The 18,387-nt window shown below is 71.2% G+C and carries 13 protein-coding genes and 1 pseudogene; 2 read left to right on the top strand and 12 right to left on the bottom strand.

What is annotated here, in order from left to right:
- Positions 1-102: pseudogene (locus AADR41_RS00675) on the top strand (transcriptional regulator); the annotation flags it as partial.
- Positions 103-190: 88 nt separating this feature from the next.
- Here AADR41_RS00675 and AADR41_RS00670 read toward each other — a convergent pair.
- From AADR41_RS00670 to galE, 10 genes are all read right to left on the bottom strand, one after another.
- On the bottom strand, positions 191-412 hold the full coding sequence (locus AADR41_RS00670; RefSeq protein ID WP_342279366.1) for an alkylphosphonate utilization protein: 222 nt from the start codon (positions 410-412) through the stop codon (positions 191-193).
- A gap of 67 nt (positions 413-479) precedes the next feature.
- Positions 480-911: an ATP-binding protein gene (locus tag AADR41_RS00665; protein WP_342279365.1), complete on the bottom strand. Its 432-nt coding sequence runs from the start codon at positions 909-911 to the stop codon at positions 480-482.
- The gene (locus AADR41_RS00660) at positions 908-2,686 is read right to left on the bottom strand and encodes a SulP family inorganic anion transporter (protein WP_342279364.1); all 1,779 of its coding nucleotides are present in this window, start codon (positions 2,684-2,686) and stop codon (positions 908-910) included. Before AADR41_RS00660 ends, AADR41_RS00665 begins: the two co-directional genes overlap by 4 nt.
- Positions 2,683-3,030: an ArsR/SmtB family transcription factor gene (locus AADR41_RS00655; protein ID WP_342279363.1), complete on the bottom strand. Its 348-nt coding sequence runs from the start codon at positions 3,028-3,030 to the stop codon at positions 2,683-2,685. The genes AADR41_RS00660 and AADR41_RS00655 overlap by 4 nt, the downstream gene beginning before the upstream one ends.
- 93 nt (positions 3,031-3,123) lie before the next feature.
- Positions 3,124-3,495, bottom strand: coding sequence for a hypothetical protein (locus AADR41_RS00650; RefSeq protein WP_342279362.1), 372 nt, complete (start codon positions 3,493-3,495; stop codon positions 3,124-3,126).
- 114 nt (positions 3,496-3,609) lie between these two features.
- Positions 3,610-8,163: a bifunctional glycosyltransferase/CDP-glycerol:glycerophosphate glycerophosphotransferase gene (locus AADR41_RS00645; RefSeq protein WP_342279361.1), complete on the bottom strand. Its 4,554-nt coding sequence runs from the start codon at positions 8,161-8,163 to the stop codon at positions 3,610-3,612.
- Entirely contained in the window at positions 8,160-9,413 is a 1,254-nt protein-coding gene (locus tag AADR41_RS00640) for a CDP-alcohol phosphatidyltransferase family protein (RefSeq protein ID WP_342279360.1), read from the bottom strand. Before AADR41_RS00640 ends, AADR41_RS00645 begins: the two co-directional genes overlap by 4 nt.
- 181 nt (positions 9,414-9,594) lie before the next feature.
- Complete coding sequence (locus AADR41_RS00635) at positions 9,595-11,130, bottom strand: hypothetical protein (RefSeq protein ID WP_342279359.1); 1,536 nt, start codon at positions 11,128-11,130, stop codon at positions 9,595-9,597.
- Positions 11,127-12,233, bottom strand: a complete 1,107-nt coding sequence (locus AADR41_RS00630) for a hypothetical protein (protein WP_342279358.1) — start codon at positions 12,231-12,233, stop codon at positions 11,127-11,129. The genes AADR41_RS00635 and AADR41_RS00630 overlap by 4 nt, the downstream gene beginning before the upstream one ends.
- Positions 12,234-12,316: 83 nt before the next feature.
- Positions 12,317-13,327 (bottom strand): UDP-glucose 4-epimerase GalE, encoded by a 1,011-nt coding sequence (galE, locus tag AADR41_RS00625; RefSeq protein ID WP_342279357.1) that lies wholly within the window; start codon positions 13,325-13,327, stop codon positions 12,317-12,319.
- A gap of 180 nt (positions 13,328-13,507) precedes the next feature.
- On the opposite strand from galE, the gene AADR41_RS00620 reads away from it, so the two are divergent.
- The gene (locus tag AADR41_RS00620; RefSeq protein WP_342279356.1) at positions 13,508-14,614 is read left to right on the top strand and encodes an LCP family protein; all 1,107 of its coding nucleotides are present in this window, start codon (positions 13,508-13,510) and stop codon (positions 14,612-14,614) included.
- A gap of 49 nt (positions 14,615-14,663) precedes the next feature.
- On the opposite strand, the gene AADR41_RS00615 is transcribed toward AADR41_RS00620, so the two are convergent.
- A complete protein-coding gene (locus AADR41_RS00615) occupies positions 14,664-16,178 on the bottom strand; it encodes an amino acid permease (RefSeq protein WP_342279355.1) in 1,515 nt (504 codons plus the stop codon).
- Between the two features lie 145 nt (positions 16,179-16,323).
- Complete coding sequence (gene dxs, locus AADR41_RS00610) at positions 16,324-18,252, bottom strand: 1-deoxy-D-xylulose-5-phosphate synthase (protein WP_342279354.1); 1,929 nt, start codon at positions 18,250-18,252, stop codon at positions 16,324-16,326.
- Positions 18,253-18,387 lie beyond the last annotated feature (135 nt).

The following is an 18,387-nucleotide window of genomic DNA, read 5'->3' as shown; positions in this document are numbered from 1 at the left end:
GAACTGATGCGCGCGGCACGGCGGATCCTGACGGAAATGCTGGCCGGCCAGCAGGGCCTGCTGGACGAGTTGCACACCGCCGATGCCCGGACCAGGCCGTGACCTGACGACGGCGGTGCGCGATGTGCGCGGCCCCGTCCCCGGAGCCGGGAACGGGGCCGATGATCGCGCGGCGGGCACCCGCGCCGGTTCAGGCCTTCTTCAGGAACCGGGTCTTCAGGACCAGCCCCTTGACCTTCCTGGTGCTGCACTCGACCTCGTCGGCCCGGCCGGTGAGCCGGATGTTCTTCACCAGGGTGCCGCGCTTGAGGGTCTCGGACGTCCCCTTGACCTTCAGGTCCTTGGCCAGCGTGACGGAGTCGCCGTGCTCCAGGGCGGTGCCGTTGCTGTCCTTCACCACGATGTCGCTCATCGGTCTTTCCTTGCTGTTCGGGTTGTCCGGGCTGTCGGGTCGCCGCGCCACTGCCGTGGGCGAGCCGCTACAGGGGCAGGGTGATCCAGATGCTCTTGCCGAGCCCGTCCGCGTCCGGGCGGACGACGGCGCTGCCGCCGAGCCGGAGAGTGAGCTCGACGACGGTCGCCAGCCCTCCGGAGCCGGTGCCGGAGCCGGTGAACTCGGTGTGCAGGACGGGTTGGTGGGGGTGACGGTCGTGGACGGCGAACGCGAAGGTGTCCGGGCCGCCCGCGAAGACGACCGTCAGGCTCGGGGAGAGTTCCGCGGCGTGCCGGACGCTGTTGGTGACCAGCTCCGCGACCATCAGCAGGGCCGGATCCACGCAGGGGTGGCGGCGGCCGACCCCCCACTCCGCCAGGACCTGCTCGGTGGTCTCGCGGGCGATGCGGACGGCCGGCCCCATGGCGGGCACGGTCAGCACATGCCGGTACGGGAGGGCTTCGAGCCCGGTGCTCACTTCGCCTCCGGGTGGATGTCGACGAGGGTGTCGTGGGTTTCGTGGGGGACGGGGCCGGTCCGGTCGGTGACCGGAGCGTTCCGGCCGGGCGCGGCGGGCAGCAGCCCGGCCCGCTGCAAGTGGCTGCGGGCTCCGGCGATCGCCTCCGGCGTGGTGGCGTACTCCCGGCCCTTTGCCCGCAGCAGCTCCAGAGCGCCGACGGAGTCCAGTGCCTGGCGCTGACCGGGGCGGATGCCGGATGTGAGTACGGCGATGCCGCGCCGGTCGAGCCGCTCCACGGCGTCCCTGAGCACGAGCGCGCCGGTGGCGTCCAGGGTGGTGACCCGCGACATCCGCAGGATCACCACGCGGACGTCGGAGACCTCGGACAGTTCGAGGAGGAAGCGGTGGGCACCGGCGAAGAACAGCGGCCCGTCGATGCGGTACGCGACGATGTGCTCGGCCAGCAGCGCGTGTTCCTCCTCGCCGTGGTCGCCGGGCAGGTCGGGCCGGAGGTCCACCCGGTCCATCCGTGCCTGGCGGGCCACCGCCCGCAGCGCCAGCGCCCCGGCGACGACCAGGCCGATGACGACCGCGTACACGAGGTCCAGGGCCAGGGTCGCCACCGCGGTCAGCACCAGGACGGTCGCGTCCGCGCGGGTGGCCCTCGCCATGGCCCGCAGCGAGCCGACCTCGACCATGCGGACCGCGGTCGCGATCAGCACCCCGGCCAGCGCGGCCAGCGGAATCCTGGAGACCAGCGGGGCGGCGGCGAACACGATGACCGCGAGCACGGCGGCGTGGCAGAGGGCGGCGAGCCGGGAGGAGGCGCCGGTGCGGACGTTGACCGCGGTGCGGGCGATCGCGCCGGTCGCGGGCACTCCGCCGAACAGCGGGGCGGCGATGTTCGCCAGCCCCTGCCCGAACAGTTCCTTGTCGGGGTCGTGCCTCCGGCCGACCGTCATGCCGTCGGCGACCTGCGCGGACAGCAGGGACTCCAGCGCCGCCAGGGCGGCGACCGCGACCGCCGGGGCCAGCAGCGAGCCCAGCGCGGACGGATCGACGAAGCCGAGCGAAGGGGCGGGCAGCCCCGCCGGGAGCTCCCCGATCGGGGCGGCGTCCAGATGGAAGAGCTGCGTCACGAGGGTCGCGGCGATCACCGCGACGATCGAGAACGGGATGCCCGGCCGCAGGCGGGCCCCCGCCAGCATCACCACGACCACCCCGGCGGCCAGCGCCGGGGCGGTCGGATCCGGGGACCTCACGAACGCCTCGACGGCGTGCCGGGTCACCACGAGTACCTTGTCGCCCTCCGGCCCGGTCACCCCGAGCGCGTTCGGGACCTGCTGGAGGGCGATCACACACGCGATGCCCAGGGTGAAGCCCTCCACCACCGAGGCGGGAATGTACGCCATGTACCGCCCGGCCCGGGCGACGGCGAGGCCGAGCAGCATCAGCCCGGCGATCAGCCCGGCCATCAGCACACCACCGGTGCCGTACCGGGCGACGATCGGCACCAGCACCACCGTCATCGCCCCGGTCGGCCCGGACACCTGGAGGCCGGAGCCGCCGAAGACGGCGGCCACCGCACCCGCGACCACGGCGGTGGCCAGCCCGGCCTCGGCGCCCAGGCCGGAGGAGACCCCGAAGCCCAGCGCGAGCGGCAGCGCCACGACGGCCACCGTCAGCCCGGCCAGCAGGTCTCGGCGCGGATCACGGCCCATCGCCGCCAGATCGGCACGCGAAGGCAGCAGCGACCGCAGCCGGGCACCGCCCTTCGCCAGGAGAGTGCTCACCGGGCCGTGACCTCGGCTTCCCGCAGCTCGGCCAGCAGTTCGTTCTGCCCGGCCAGCATCTGCGTCAGGATCCGCCGTGCCGCGCGCATCAGTTCGGCGACGTCGCCGCCGGCCAGTTCGTACACCACCGTCGAGCCCTCGCGGGTCGCGGTCACGATGCCCGAGCGGCGCAGGACCGCCAGTTGCTGGGACAGCGCGGCCGGCTCGATCCCGATCTCGGCGAGCAGGTCCCGTACCGGCATCGGACCGTCCTGGAGAAGTTCCAGTACCCGGATGCGTACCGGGTGCCCGAGCATCCGGAAGAACTCGGCCTTGGCCTGGTACAGCGGAACCGCGGGCTTCACCGCTCGCTCACTCCTTCTCCGGTCGGCGTGCTGATGCTGTGGCGGACACGTCCATTCTCGCTCCCCCGGCGGCGGTGCCGACGTACGAGCCGTTCACCGCTGCCACGGCTCGCGTCCGTCGCCGCCGGACGGGACCGTGGCAGGCCCGGGCCGCACACCGCCGCACGCGGCGGTCCCGGTGCGGTCCCACGGCCCCGGCGGCCGGCCTGCGAGCAGACCGGGCGTCACGCCGAGGTCTCCGACGCGGACCGTCACCCGGCCGGGGACCGGCCGGCCGCCGCCCGCGTCGAGCACATGGTCGAACCAGTCGTGGCCCGGGTCCGCGTCGGCCGGGTGGTACGTCACCGCTCCGTCCGGCCCGACGCTCGTCACCCCGTGCCGGGCGGGTCCGGCCCCGGCCGGCCCGACGTGCTCGCCCAGCCCGTCGGTGAGGTCCGTCAGCACCACGCGTCGCCCGGGAGCCACCGTCGTGCCCCGTCCCCGCGGGGGCGGCGGGGCGATCCGGAAGCCACGGTTCTCACCGTGGCAAAGCCGCCCGCGAGGAAGGTCCGGCGGGGCCCGCCCTGTCGTGCGTTCCGGTCAGACGGCACGGTCCCACCCGTCCTCGTACGTTCCCCGGGCCGCCAGGTCCAGGGCCACCGGGCCCGCGTCCGGTGCGCCGCTCAGGTCCTCGTCCCGGTGTGTCCGGGTGGCGGGCAGCGCGGCGACGGGGCCTGCGGGGCCGAGATCGGCGGCGTTCGCCGTGCCCAGGGCGTCGATCGCCCCGTACACCCGCTCGCAGTTGCCCTCGCCGCGGTACGCGAAGAACTCCTCCGCACGCTCCCGGTAGGGGCTCTCGACGGTGAAGCCCCTGGCCATCGAGGCGATGATCTCGTCGACGGCCCGGTCGACCGTCCGGCAGACCGGGCCGAAGCCGTGCTCCGTCAGTTCGAAGTAGCCCCGCTTGTAGTGCCGTCCGTAGAAGTCCTCCTCGTCGAAGGGCACATGGACCAGCGGGATCCCCATGTAGGCCACGTCGAAGAAGACGGAGGAGTAGTCCGTGACCATCAGGGAGCACTCCTTCATGGCTTCCTGGACATTGCGCGTACCGGGGTCGGCGACCTCGATCGCGGGCGAGTCGATCCGGAAGTTGTGCAGGTGGGGCCGGATCTCGTAGTGCGGGAAGAACTCCAGGTCGACGCCGAAGTGCTCCAGGGCCGCGGCGAGCCGGCGGTCGGCGAGCAGCGAGCGGTAGAACCGGAAGTACTCGGACTGGGTGAAGGCGGTCTTGGCCGGGCCCGCGGACTTCTTGTAGGAGGCGGTGACGATCCACTGCCGCCAGGTCGGCATGAGCAGGATGCGCGGACGCGCTCCCGGCTCCCGCCGCAGCGCGTCGAACCTGGGCAGGCCCGCCAGTACCGCGCGGTCGCCGAAGCCGGCCTCCTCCGCCAGGTAGGCGCGCTCCTGACGGCCGGTGGTCACGATCATGTCGTAACCGGTGATCCGCTGGTCCACGCCGGAGGTCACGTCGTTGTAGACGATCCCGTGCTGGAGGAAGACCCGCTGGTACTTCAGGAGCTCGCCGAACCGGTGCAGGAAGAGCGCCTTCCGGTAGCCCTCGGGCACCAGGTAGGACTCGGAGTCGTACGAACCGATCAGCTTGGTCGCGTGCAGCAGATACATCCGGTGCTTGAACGAACCGAGCTTGATCACCCGGCCGTACGGGGCGACCTTGCGGTAGTCGGGGGAGTTCCCGTCGATGACGTAGTACGCCTTGCGCCGCTTGCGGTGGGTCCGCATCCACTTGAAGAAGTGGTACGAGTTGTCCTGGGCCGTGTCCGACCGTTCGCCGATGAGCCAGATCTCACGGGAGTCGAGGAACGGGTACGTGAGCCAGTAGGCGAGGCGCATGCGCCAGCCCGGGTTGCGGGTCTTGAGGATGCGGATCTCGCGGGCCGTCCGCCACAGGGCGTGCTTCGCCCGCGCGACGGGCTTCCGGTCGACCAGGCGCAGGTGCAGCGCGTCCCCACCGCCGATGGTCAGCATGTAGGGGTGGCCGGCGATCCGGCCGGGGCCCTTCAGCCGGTGCAGCGGGAGGCGGGCCTTCATGACGACGTTGCGCTGCCGTGTGCGGTCCACACGGTGCACCCGGAGCCGGAAGTCGCCGACCCCGAATCCGCCGCGCGCCAGGTCCGCGACCGGAATCTCCGCGTACCAGCCTGCGTACAGGTCGCGGCCGTCGCGGGTGTTCCACAGGTCGCGGCGGGCGACCTGGCGCAGCGGTACGGCGATCTTGGCGTGCGCGGTCTGGTGGACGAGCTCCAGGGGGTTGTCCATGGGGCCGTCGATGTCCATGCCGGGGAAGGCCATGCAGCCCTCCACGACCAGCACATCGCCCCGGGTGCGGACCGATTCGACGACGACGTTGGGGTCGTTGACGCGGGCGGTACGGGTGCTGTGGGTACCACCGGGGAAGGTGCGGTGGAAGCCGTCGTCGTCGATCTCCAGCACCGGTGTGGCGTTCTCCAGCGCCGTTTCCGGGTCGCAGAACAGCTCGAAGTTGCCGCTCTTCGCGGCGTAGTGGTCGAGCTGCTGGGCGGGGTTGGTCGCGTATTCGAGGATGACCTCGTCGGGTATCTGCGTGTAGTGGCGGCAGATGCCCGGGAACATCTCCTCCAGCTGCGTCCGGCCCATGACGTTGCGGGCGTTGCACAGGAAGCCCTTGTAGGTGCGGGCCGCATAGCGCTGGAACATGTGCCGGACGTCGGCCCGCTCGGTGGCGGTGTAGTCCAGCAGGAAGTGGTTGAGGCGCAGGTGGTCCCGGTAGTTCGCCGGCTTGCTCCACAGGGAGTCCATGATGGAGGACCCGTCGGGGCGCCCCCGGTAGTAGTACACCGGGCGGTCGACCAGGCTGATGGCGTTGGCCCGCAGCATGCTGGGCAGCGTCACCCAGGAGTCCTCGAAGTGGACGCCCTCGCCGAAGCGCACCCCGAGCCGGCGCAGCAGCCGGGTGCTGAAGAGCTTGTTGCACGCGGATCCGCTGAAGATCAGATCGGGCACGGAGGCGAAGTCGTCGATGCGGCGGTCGCCCTGGCCGAAGTACTGCTTCCACGGGCCGTAGGGCCGGTCGGGAAAGTTCACCAGGTCGCCCACGACCAGTTCGGAGCCGTCCCGCCAGGCCGCCTGGAGCATGTGGGACAGGGCGCGCTCGCCGAGGATGTCGTCGGAGTCGAGGAAGGTGACGTAGGGCGTGGTGACCCGGTCCAGGCCGTTGTTCCGGGCGTTGCCGAGTCCGCCGTTGGTCTGGTGGACGACGGTCACATTGGCGTAGTGCCGGGCGAAGTCGTCGAGGATCCGGGGCGTCTCGTCGGTGGCGCCGTCGTCGACCAGGATGACCTGGGTGGCGGCGAACCCCTCCTGGGCCGCGATCGAGCCGAGGCAGTCGTCCAGGTACTCGGCCACGTTGTAGCAGGGCACGACGACGGCCATCTCAAGGGGATGGTCGAGACGGGCGATCGGCGGGTGGATCCGGTCGCGCCACCACATCCAGGGCGCGTCGGGGTCGTTCTGCGCGGACTCGAAGGTCCTGCGGCCGGCCGTGGCCGCCCGCAGGGCGAGGTTGCCGCTGATCGTGCGGTAGCCCTCCAGCTGCTCCCCGTTCGCCCGGAAGGTCAGCCCGGAGAGGTCCACGTCGCGCACGTTGAGCGGGGAGCGGGACCTGGCCCGGTGCCACTCGACGACGACCGAGACGTTCCAGACCGTGCTCTCGGAGAACCCGTCGCCGAGCACGGCCGGCAGATCGACGGTGCCGCCGAAGCCGACGAACCGTTCGTCGACACCGACGCCGTCGACCGGGACCGTGACGTCCTTCTTCGTGTGCCGGTTGCGTACGGCGAGGGTCAGCCGGAGGTCGTGTCCGGGCTCGATCCGGCCGAACCGGTTGACCAGCCGGCCCTCGAAGCGGAGCTTCCCGTCGGCCACGGACCAGGTGTCGAGCTGGGCGAAGAGCGGTTCCTGGGCGAGCCCGGCCGCCGAGAGGCCCAGCTCCGTCACATCGAGCATGCGCCGGGCGTCCGGCAGGTGCAGATGGTCGCCCGACCAGTACACCCGGCCGTCCTCCTCCACGAGGAAGGACGACAGCACGCTCTTGCGCTGCACGTAGTCGAGCGTGGTGAGCGCGGCCTCGGTCTCCTGGTACATGACGAAGTAGGCCCTGACCCGGTCGACCGGGTCGCACAGCTCGAACGCCTCCTCGCTGATGGAGAAGAGGTAGCTGCCCGCGATCTCGGTGAATCCCTGCTGGAACTCCGGGTCGCCCTCCGCCAGTGCCCGCATGTACAGGCGCAGGTCGTGCGCGAGGAACTTCGAGTCCTTGCGGACCTTGAGCTGCCACAGGCCGCGGTCCAGGAGGAACGCGTCGGTGGCGCGGTGCACCGCGACCCGGTCGCGGATGGAGCGCAGCTCGCCCGTGCGGCCGGTGATCGATCCGCCCCCGGGCTCCCACATCCACCGGTAGACGGGGTCGGTGATGACGGTGATCCCGTCGGCGAGGCAGCCCGCCACGGTGGAGAAGTACGTGTCCTCGTAGAAGACGCCCTCGGGGAACCGGACCCCGCCCGAGCGCAGGAAGTCCACCCGGTACAGCTTGGCCGCCGCGATCGGATCGGTGAGCATCAGCGGGAACTCCGCCAGGCCGGGGACGGTGCGCCCCAGCGCGTACACCTCGGGGGCCCAGCCCTCGCTCTCGCCGGTGGCCCGGTTGACCCGGACGGCCCTGCCCGCGGTGATGTCGCTGCCGCTCTCCAGCGCACCGGCCAGCAGCAGCTCGCAGGCGCGGGGCGGCAGTTCGTCGTCGGCGTCGAGGAACATCACGTACCGGCCCGCGGCCTGTGCGATGCCCAGGTTGCGGGGCGCGCCGACGCCGCCGCTGTTCACGGGCCGGCGGAGCACGCGGACGCGGTTGTTGTTCCCGGCGAAGTTCTTCACGACGTCGAGGGTGCCGTCCGTGGAGGCGTCGTCCACGACGACGACCTCGACCAGCTCGTAGGTCTGGTTGACGGCGGACTGGAGCGCCTTGCCGATCGTCGTGGCCGCGTTGTACGCGGGGATGACGACGGTGACCCAGACGTCGGGGGTGTCCTGTTCGTGGTTCATCCGACGCCCTCCCGGTCTGCCGGGCAGCCGTGGGGCGGTACGGCACCGGGAGCTCCGTGCACCGGCCGGTCGTAGCCCTGCGCCCGCACCTGCTGGTACGCCTGCGTCATCTGCTGGTACGCGGGGGTCGGCAGCGGCTGGAACGTCTGCGTCGGCTGCTGGTCCGGGGCCCCGTACGCGGGGCGGGGCCCGGGGTACGGCTGGAATCCGGGGTCCTCGTGGCCGGGCGGTGCCTGGAACTCCGGGGCGGCGAGCGGGTCGCCCGGCCCGCCCCGGCGGTGCCTGCCCCGGTGGAGGTGGGGGGCGATGGAGCCGGCGCCGGACGGCGGCTGCGCCAGCTCGGCCATCACCTGGGTGAAGTCGCGGGTGGAGAGCCAGAACTTGTACATGATGATCAGCTCGAAGATCCCCAGCAGGATCGCGGAGACGACCGTGGTCAGGAGGATCCGGCCGATCAGCGGTCCGACGATGAAGACGAACATCTGGAACTCGATGCCGCTGACGAGGTGCGGCCTGATCCGGCTGCGCAGCAGTGCCTGCCGCACCCTCAGGTACCAGGGGAAGCGGTGGCGGAACTGTGCGTGCAGGTCGACTACGTGCCCGGTGCCCGCCTGCTCCTTGAGCACGTCCGCCTCCGCCTCGGGGTTCTCCCGCAGCAGGTCCTCCATGAAGCGGATCTGCTGCGCCTCGGGCTCCGCCGGGCCGTCGTCCCCGGCGCGTTCGGCCTCCTGGCGTTCCCGGGTGACCTTCTCGATCCTCGTCCGCATCGACATGCGCATCTTGTAGATCTGCAGGGCGTCGACGTAGCGGAGCATGTCGAGGAAGACGACCAGCAGCGCGGCGAGCAGAAACCTTTCGTCACCGTTGCGCAGGTACTGCCCGCCCATCAGGGCGAGGGCGCAGAAGAGCACCCTGATGCGGTCGAAGACGTAATCCAGCCAGCCGCCGAAGACGGTGCCGTTGCCCTTGAGCCTCGCGAGCTTCCCGTCGATGCAGTCGAGGATGAAGCTCAGGTGGTAGAGCGCCGCCCCGACGATCAGGGACTGCGGGTCGCCCTTGAGGAAGAACCCGGCGGAACCGAGTCCGACGAACAGTGCCGCCCAGGTCACGCGGTTGGGCGTGATGAAGTTGAACCGCGCCATCACGATGAGCATGCGGGTGGCCACGGGATCGACCAGGATCACCGTCCACCAGGCGTCACGCTTCTTGCAGGTGAGCTTCTGGACAGCACGCAAGGACAGCTTGGCCATAACCCCTCAGTCACGAGAACGACAGCGACAGGCCCCCGTCCATCCATACACAGCCGGGGGCAACCGGATGTTCACGAGACTCCCCCGAACCCTTCACATGAAGGATTCGCGGACTTTATCAAAAACTAAACAGGTTTCGGCCAACCCAGTGGCTAAAAAGATCATCAGGGGCGATAAATCGTCACACTGTGTACCAGCGACCGCATTCGAACCCGTCCGACAGTGACTCCCGGTGAGCGAGTCCCAACTGTGATCCGGCTGTGAGCGTCGCCAGGGTGACCACACCCGCACGATCCCGGACAGCTGCGGGCAGCACGGCCGAATCCACCGGAAGGGCGTTCCACCAGACGCCGGCGTCCGCCCGGCCCTCTGCGTGCACCCCCATGGCGCAGGAGCCGCCGGGGCCCGACCGGACCAGCAGGGAGTACGGCCGGCCGGCCGCCTCGACGCCCCGGACCCCGGTGACGGGCCCCGCGCCCTCGTCGGCGCCGCCGAGCGGCACCGGGCCCGTCGCACCGGGCCACCACACGCAGGGCTCGTTGGTCCACAGGTCTCGGAAGAGAACCGTCCCGGGCTCGGGCCCGGGCGCCAACGATCCCGGGCGCGGCGAGAACGGCACCGTCCGGTCCTCGGTCCAGGCGCCGTCGGGCCCCGAGCGGTACCAGCGCAGCACGGCGGCGGAGTCCCTGGCGCGGGCGAAGAGTTCGGTCTCTCCCCCGGCCGTGGTCACGGTGACGAGCTCATCGGCCACGCGGACGCCGCGCAGATGCTGCCAGGGGGTCCAGGTGCCGTCGGCCCCCTGGTGCCGGTAGCTCACGCTGTGCCCGAAGTTGCGTACGAAGACGAAGAGGCCGCCCGTGCCGTCGAAGGCGGCCGCCGGGAAGCCGACCTCCCGGCTGCGGTGCCGGTTGCCGGAGTTGGGGCTGCCCAGGGAGTGCCACGGGGTGAGCGGGTGCCCGGTGCGGTACTGGGTGGCCCGCACCACCGCGACGTCGTCGCCGCCGTCCTTGAGCGGGATCCTGCGGAGTGCGAACAGGTGCGGGAAGCCGTGCATGTCCCGGACCACCCGGAGGCCGGGCATCAGCCGCGGGCCGGGGAGGAGTTCCGGACCCTGCCAGGCCGTGCCGCCCGGTTCGCGCTGCGTCCAGCGCACGACGCCCGCGGCGGAGGGCAGGAAGGCGGAGAGCCTGCCGTCGAATCCCTCGGTCAGCCAGTGCGCAGGGTGCGGGTAGCGCGGCTGCGAAGCGGCGCCGGACCGTTCGTCCGCGCCGGCCCGGTGACAGTCGACGAAGACCGGGGTGCCCGATTCCAGCTGGAGCTCGCGGACCGCGGCCAGCGCGGTGAGCGCGGCGGCGGCGTTCTCGGCCGGCTCGTCGTGGACGGGGAGTTCGCGCTCCTCGTCGTACGACACATGCGCCGGATCGGGATCCGCCAGGCGTACCCGCTGCGGGTTCAGCGTGCGCAGCTCCCGGAGCAGCGCGGCGTGGCCGCCGCCGTCCGGCGCGCCGGCGGTCCGGGGTGCGCCGGTGACCCGGCAGCCGCGCCGTTCCGCGTCGGCGAGCGCGCGATCCAGTGCCGCCCGGCCGTCCCTGCCGTCCTCCTCGACGCAGAGAACGCTCAGCTCAGCGCCGGGCCCCTCCGCCGCGACGAGTGCCACCGCCTCGCGATGGCGTGCGGCGACGATCGTCACCCGCCGGGCCGGACCCGGGGTGTTCACACCCGGCTCCAGTCGCCGAGGGTCAGTCCCTGGCCGTCCTCCTGGCGTGCGACGACCAGCACGCCGTCGGCGCCGAGGGCCGCGAGGACCGTCCTTCCGTGGCCGTCGGCGGCCAGTGCCGGGTCGCCGGCGCAGCTCCTTCCCGTGCCGGTCCACCAGAAGCCGGCCTGCTCGCCCTCGGTCGCGCAGACCCCGAGGCCGACCGTCCCGTCGGCCCCGCGGACCGCGAGCACCGTGCAGTCGAAGCCGTCGACCGTCGTCCGGACGGCGGCGATGCGGCCGTCGGCGGGGTTGCCCCCCAGCGGTACGGGCCGGCCGCCCTCCCGGACCGCGACGACACCGGTCCCCCACGCATCGGTGAGGTAGTACGTCAGCCTGCCCGGCGCGGTCTCCAGCGCGGTCACCGATCCGGGCAGCGGGGGCACGGGCACGTCGTGTGCGCGCTCCAGGGCGCCGCCCGGCTCCGGCTGCCGGAGCCGCAGCGCGGCGGTGCGGGTGGGGACGAGGACCTCCACCAGGCCCGAGGAGGTCGCCGCGGGCACCGGCCCGTCGGTGCCGCCGGAGACCTGGAGCTGCGTCCAGGCCTCCCACCGGCCGCGCTTGTCCTCACGGCGCAGGGCGACGCCGCCCGCTCCGGTGGGTACGCAGACGTGCAGCGCTCCGTCGCGGGCGACGGCGGCGGCCGGGGCACCGGTCGCGACCGCCTGGTCGATCTCCTTGAACGGGTTGCCCAGCGAGCGCCACTGCGTCATCGGGCGGCCCGTCTGGTACTGCGTGGCGTACATGACGTCCACGTTCGTCCAGCCGTCGGCGCGCGGCCGGACCCGGCGCCCCAGCAGATGGGCGTAACGATTCTTCCCCTGCACCACGGTGAGCCGGTCGATGTCCTTCGCGGGCAGGACGTCCGGCCCCGTCCACCGCGGGCCGCCGGGAGCGGACTCGGTCCAGCGCAGCACGGCGCCCTCGACGTGGACGTACGCGGTCAGTCTGCCGTCGTGTCCGATCAGCAGCCAGGGGCCGCCGAGGGCTCGGTCGAGCCGTGCGGAAGCCTCCGCCACGGGCTCGTCGCGCTGCTTCGCCTCACGCGGGGAGGTGTTGCGCATCGCTGTTCGTCACCCTCCCTGTGAGCAGGCCCGTGCAGGTCACGGGCGCTGGATCGAGACATCATAAACAAGCCACGGCATGCTCAGGCCGGGCCGTCGGCACCAGCCGGGCGGCGCGCCGCGGGATGCCCGAGGCACCAGCCCTCCCACGCGGAGGCGACCATCTCGCGGACGTCGTGCCGGGCGGACCAGCCCAGCTCGGCACGGATCCGGTCGGCCGAGGCGACCACACTGGCCGGGTCTCCCGCCCTGCGCGGCGCCGAGACCGGGGCCGCCTCGGCGCCGTACCCCGTCACCTCACCGATCAGTTCGATCATCTCGCGCACCGAGACGCCCTCGCCCCGGCCGATGTTGACGGTCAGGTCGGTGCCCGGCTCCCGGCCGAGGAGGGCCCGCGCCGCGGCGAGGTGCGCCGAGGCGATGTCGTCGACGTGGATGTAGTCGCGTACGCAGGTGCCGTCCGCGGTGTCGTAGTCGTCGCCGAAGACCACCGGGGCCGCCCCCTGCGTCAGCCTCTCGAAGACCATGGGCACCAGGTTGTGGACACCTGTGTCGGCGAGGGCGGGGGTGGCCGCCCCGGCCACGTTGAAGTACCGCATCGAGGCGGTCGCGATGCCATGCGCCTTCCCGGCGGCACGCACCATCCACTCGCCCGTCAGCTTGGTCTCGCCGTACGGGTTGATCGGGGCGCACGGGGTCGATTCCGTGACGAGCGGCACGTCGGGCATGCCGTAGACGGCCGCCGACGACGAGAAGAGGAACGCCCGCACCGCGTTGTCCGCGGCGGCCTCCAGCAGGGTCCGCAGGCCCTGCACGTTCTCCCGGTAGTAGAACAGCGGGCGCTCGACGGACTCCGCCACCTGCTTCTTCGCGGCGAGGTGGACCACCCCGCGCACCGGGAACTCGGCGAAGGCGTGCCGCAGGCGGTCCGCGTCGAGGGTGGAGCCCCGGATGAACGGGACGTCCGCGGGCAGGCGCGAGCGGTCGCCCGTGGAGAGGTCGTCGTACACGGCGACCGATTCGCCGGCCTCGTGCATGGCGCGGACGACGTGCGCTCCGATGAAGCCCGCCCCACCCGTGATCAACCAAGTCATGAACGAATAGTAGTTCGGGCTGCACAGATCATGATTCCGGGGGCCAAAACACCCATTCGCACGATCCTCTGTTCTATAGTGCACGCTCAGCCATGCACGCACGGACCGGCCGCACCCCCCACCCGAGTCCCACGCACTCCACGGTCCGTCTCGGGCCACGAGATTTGAGGACTCCACACGATGAGCCACGACGGCATGTCACAGGGCACCCGTGAGGGGCGTTCGGCCTCCCGCGGCGGCGGACGGAAACAGCGGGGAGGCCCTCGCAGGCGCCGCCGCGGCCTCAAGATCACCCTCGGCGTCCTGCTCGTCCTGCTGCTCGCCGCCGGTGGCACCGTCTACTGGCTCTACAGCCGCCTCGACGGGAACATCCAGGGCGTGGACATCGACAAGGCGCTCGGTGAGGACCGTCCCGAGAAGCTGCCGACCAGCGGCCAGAACCTGCTGGTGCTCGGCTCCGATTCGCGGGCCGGTGCCGAGAACAAGGAGCTGGGCGGCGGCGGTGACGTCAGCGGTGCCCGGTCCGACACCGCGATGGTGGTGCACATTCCCGAGGGCCGCTCCAGGGCGGTCGCCGTCTCCATACCCCGCGACACCCTGGTCACCCGGCCCGAGTGCACCAAGGCGGACGGCTCGACGGTGCCGTCGGCGAACCGCGTGATGTTCAACTCCGTCTACTCCCAGGTCGGTCCGGCCTGTGTGGTCAAGACCGTCGAGAAGATGTCCGAGGTCCGGATCGACCACTACCTGGAGATCAACTTCGCCGGGTTCAAGGATCTGGTGGACGCCATCGGGGGCGTCACCGTCGATGTCCCGCAGGACATCCACGACAAGTCCTCCGGCCTCGACCTCACCAAGGGCACGCACAAGCTCGACGGCACCGAGTCCCTCGCCTACGTCCGTACGCGCCACGGCATCGGGGACGGCAGCGACCTCGGCCGGATCGGGCTCCAGCAGCAGTTCCTGCTCGCCCTGCTGAGCGAGGTCAAGTCGCAGGACCTGCTGGGCAGTCCGGCCAGGTCGTACCGGATCGCCAGCTCGGCGACCAGGTCGCTGACCACCGACGCGGGGCTCGCCTCGCTCAAGTCCCTCGCGGAGTTCGGGCGTTCGATGAACGGCGTGGACCCGGGCAACATGGAAACGATCATGCTTCCGGTGGCGTACGACAAGCAGGACCGCAACCGGGTGGTGGCGGCCGAGCCGCAGGCCGGCGAACTCTGGAAGGCGATCCGCCAGGACGGCACGATCCCGGAGTCCGCGAAGAAGTCCCCCGCCACCGGCGGCTGACGACGGCCGACGGCCGGTGCGCCCGGCACCCCGTCGCGCACCGGCCCGTCTAGGAGCGGCGGCCGACGGGGTCGTTGATCCGGCTGTGGCCGCGTCCGTAGGCGAAGTAGACGACCACGCCGACGACCATCCAGATGCCGAACCGCAGCCAGGTCTCCGCGGGCAGATTGAGCATCAGCCACACCGACGCGATCACCGAGAGGACGGGGATCAGCGGTACCCACGGGGTACGGAAGGCGCGGTGGAGGTCGGGGCGGGTGCGGCGCAGCACCATGACGCCCAGGGCCACGACGACGAAGGCGAAGAGCGTGCCGATGTTCACCAGCGTCGCCAGCTCGTTGATGCTGGTGAATCCCGCGACGATCGCGATGATCACGCCGAGCAGGATGGTCGGGCGGTACGGGGTGCCGAACTTCGGGTGGGTCTTGGAGAAGAACCTCGGGAGCAGCCCGTCGCGGCTCATCGCGAAGAAGACCCGGGTCTGTCCCAGCAGCAGGATCAGACAGACCGTGGTGAGACCGATCGCGGCACCGAAGCTGATCAGCCCGGCGTAGACGGGATGGCCGACGGCCTTGAAGGCGTCCGCCAGCGGGGCCTCCACCGACAGTTCGGTGTAGTGCTCCATGCCCGTGACCACCAGGGACACGGCGACGTAGAGCACGGTGCAGATGAAGAGCGAGGCCAGGATGCCGCGTGGCATGTCACGTTGCGGAAGCTTGGTCTCCTCGGCGGCGGTGGCCACCACGTCGAAGCCGATGAAGGCGAAGAAGACGACGGAGGCGGCGGTGAAGATGCCCATGACGCCGAAGTTGGTGGGGGCGTAACCGAACATCAGCTGGACCAGCGGTGCGGTCAGCCCGGAACCCGAGGTCTGCGGCTGTGCCTCCGGGATGAACGGCGAGTAGTTCGCGGCCTTCACGAAGAACAGCCCCGCGACGATCACGATCAGGACCACCGCGATCTTGATGGCGACGACGACGGTGGTGACCCGGGCGGACAGCTTCATGCCGAGCACCAGCACCACGGTCAGGACCAGCACCAGGGCGAAGGCCAGGATGTCGAAGCCGAATCCTTTCGCCACATCCGTTCCGGAGAGCACGTCGGGCATGTGCCAGCCGAAGTTGTCCATCAGTGAGCGGACGTAGCCGGACCAGCCGACCGCCACCACCGCCGTGCCCAGCGCGAATTCCAGCACCAGGTCCCAGCCGATGATCCAGGCGACCAGTTCGCCGAGCGAGGCGTAGGAGAACGTGTAGGCGGAGCCGGCGACCGGGACGGTGGAGGCGAACTCGGCGTAGCAGAGCGCCGCCAGCGCGCAGACGACACCGGCGACGACGAAGGCGAGTGCGGTGGCGGGGCCCGCCGTTTCCTTGGCCACCTTGCCGGTGAGGACGAAGATGCCGGTGCCGATGATGACGCCCACTCCGAAGACCGTGAGGTCCAGGGCGGAGAGGGACTTGCGCAGCGCGTGCTCCGGCTCCTCGGTGTCGCGGATGGACTGCTCGACCGTCTTGGTCCGGAACAGTCCGTCGCTGCTGGGTGGTGTGTCCTGCTGGGCAGTCACCGGCGTACCTCCACGCACTCGTCGTGTACGCCATGATTGGGACCGCACCGGCGGCACACCGCTGCGCACCGGGCGACTTCACGCGAATGGGCCGGTCGGACCACCCGTACAGGGTGACCCGACCGGCCCATCGGCCGTACCGGTGTCAGTCGCGGGCGGGCTCGATCACGGAGCGGCTGTCGGCGCCGCTCTCGAAGCGGCCGTCCAGCTTGGCGACCAGGCCGGTGACCTGGCGGGCGATGTCCGGCGCGGTCAGCCCGATCTCGGCCATGACCTCCTTGCGGGAGGCGTGGTCGAGGAAGCGGGGCGGGATGCCGAAGTCGCGCAGCGGCACGTCGACCCCGGCGTCGCGCAGGGCCTGGGCCACGGCGGAGCCGACGCCGCCGGCCCGGCTGTTGTCCTCGACGGTGACGACGACCCGGTGCCGCTCGGCGAGCGGGGCCATGGCCTCGTCGACGGGCTTGACCCAGCGGGGGTCGACGACGGTCGTCGAGATGCCCTGGGCCTCCAGCAGCTCGGCGATCTCCAGGCACATCGGGGCGAGTGCGCCGACGGAGACCAGCAGTACGTCCGGACGGGTGGTGCCGGGCTCGCGCAGCACGTCCATGCCGCCGACCCTGCCGACGGCCTTGACCGCCGGGCCTACCGCGCCCTTGGAGAAGCGGACCACGGTCGGTGCGTCGTCGACCTCGACGGCCTCGCGGAGCTGGGCGCGGACCTGGTCGGCGTCGCGCGGGGCGGCGATCCGCAGGGTGGGCACGCACTGCAGGATCGACATGTCCCACATGCCGTTGTGCGAGGCGCCGTCGGTACCGGTGACTCCGGCCCGGTCCAGGACGAAGGTCACACCGCACTTGTGCAGCGCGACGTCCATCAGGACCTGGTCGAAGGCGCGGTTGAGGAAGGTGGCGTACACCGCGAAGACGGGGTGCAGTCCGCCGGTGGCGAGGCCGGCCGCGGAGACCGCGCCGTGCTGCTCGGCGATGCCGACGTCGTAGATCCGGTCCGGGAAGGCCTTCTCGAACTTGGTCAGGCCGACCGGCTGGAGCATGGCCGCGGTGATCGCGACGATGTCCTCGCGCTCCTTGCCGAGCTTGACCATCTCCTCGCCGAAGACGGAGGTCCAGTCGAGGCCGGAGGTGGCGACCGGGAGGCCGGTGTCGGGGTGGATCTTGCCGACGGCGTGGAAGCGGTCCGCCTCGTCGAGCAGGGCGGGGGTGTAGCCGCGGCCCTTCTCGGTGAGGCAGTGCACGATGACGGGTCCGCCGAAGCGCTTGGCGCGCTGGAGCGCGGACTCCAGGGCCTCGATGTCGTGGCCGTCGATCGGGCCGACGTACTTCAGGCCGAGGTCCTCGAACATGCCCTGCGGGGCGATGAAGTCCTTCAGCCCCTTCTTGGCGCCGTGCAGTGTCTCGTACAGCGGCTTCCCGACGACGGGGGTGCGCTCCAGGAGGTCCTTGCCGCGGGCCAGGAAACGCTCGTAGCCGTCGGTGGTGCGCAGCGTCGCGAGGTGGTTGGCGAGACCGCCGATGGTCGGCGCGTAGGAGCGCTCGTTGTCGTTGACGACGATGACGAGCGGGCGGTCCTTGGCGGCGGCGATGTTGTTCAGCGCCTCCCAGGCCATGCCGCCGGTGAGTGCGCCGTCACCGATGACCGCGACGACGTGGTCGTCCTTGCCCAGCACCTCGTTGGCCTTGGCGAGGCCGTCGGCCCAGCCGAGGACCGTGGAGGCGTGCGAGTTCTCGATGACGTCGTGCTCGGACTCGGCACGGGAGGGGTAGCCGGAGAGGCCGCCCTTGCTCTTGAGCTTCGAGAAGTCCTGCCGGCCGGTGAGGAGCTTGTGCACATAGCTCTGGTGGCCGGTGTCGAACAGCACCTTGTCCTTCGGCGACTCGAAGACCCGGTGCAGGGCGATGGTCAGCTCGACCACACCCAGGTTGGGGCCGAGGTGGCCACCGGTCTTCGATACGGCGTCGACCAGGAAGGTCCGGATCTCTTCGGCGAGCTGGTCCAGCTGCTCGGGAGTGAGCCGGTCCAGGTCACGCGGTCCACCGATGCGGGTCAGCAGAGCCACCCGTGCCTCCTTGCGTATTGAGCTGGTCGAGCATGCCGATCCGATGAGTCTAATGTTCCGTCCGCCGTCGCGGGCATCGGGCGGGGACAGTACGGGGAGAGTGCTGTCACACCCCGTGCTCCGCACCGGCCGGTG

This window comes from Streptomyces sp. CLV115 (genome assembly GCF_038448545.1).
Lineage (GTDB): Bacteria > Actinomycetota > Actinomycetes > Streptomycetales > Streptomycetaceae > Streptomyces > Streptomyces sanglieri.
Note: the sequence above shows the minus strand (reverse complement) of the source record. Positions and strands in the feature narration are given on the sequence as shown.

Excerpts from the sequence above, each read along its gene's own strand:
- AADR41_RS00670 (WP_342279366.1), bottom strand. The coding sequence starts at position 412 with ATGAGCGACATCGTGGTGAAGGACAGCAACGGCACCGCCCTGGAGCAC.
- AADR41_RS00645 (WP_342279361.1), bottom strand. The coding sequence starts at position 8,163 with ATGAACCACGAACAGGACACCCCCGACGTCTGGGTCACCGTCGTCATC.
- AADR41_RS00640 (WP_342279360.1), bottom strand. The coding sequence starts at position 9,413 with ATGGCCAAGCTGTCCTTGCGTGCTGTCCAGAAGCTCACCTGCAAGAAG.
- AADR41_RS00630 (WP_342279358.1), bottom strand. The coding sequence starts at position 12,233 with ATGCGCAACACCTCCCCGCGTGAGGCGAAGCAGCGCGACGAGCCCGTG.
- galE (WP_342279357.1), bottom strand. The coding sequence starts at position 13,327 with ATGACTTGGTTGATCACGGGTGGGGCGGGCTTCATCGGAGCGCACGTC.
- AADR41_RS00620 (WP_342279356.1), top strand. The coding sequence starts at position 13,508 with ATGAGCCACGACGGCATGTCACAGGGCACCCGTGAGGGGCGTTCGGCC.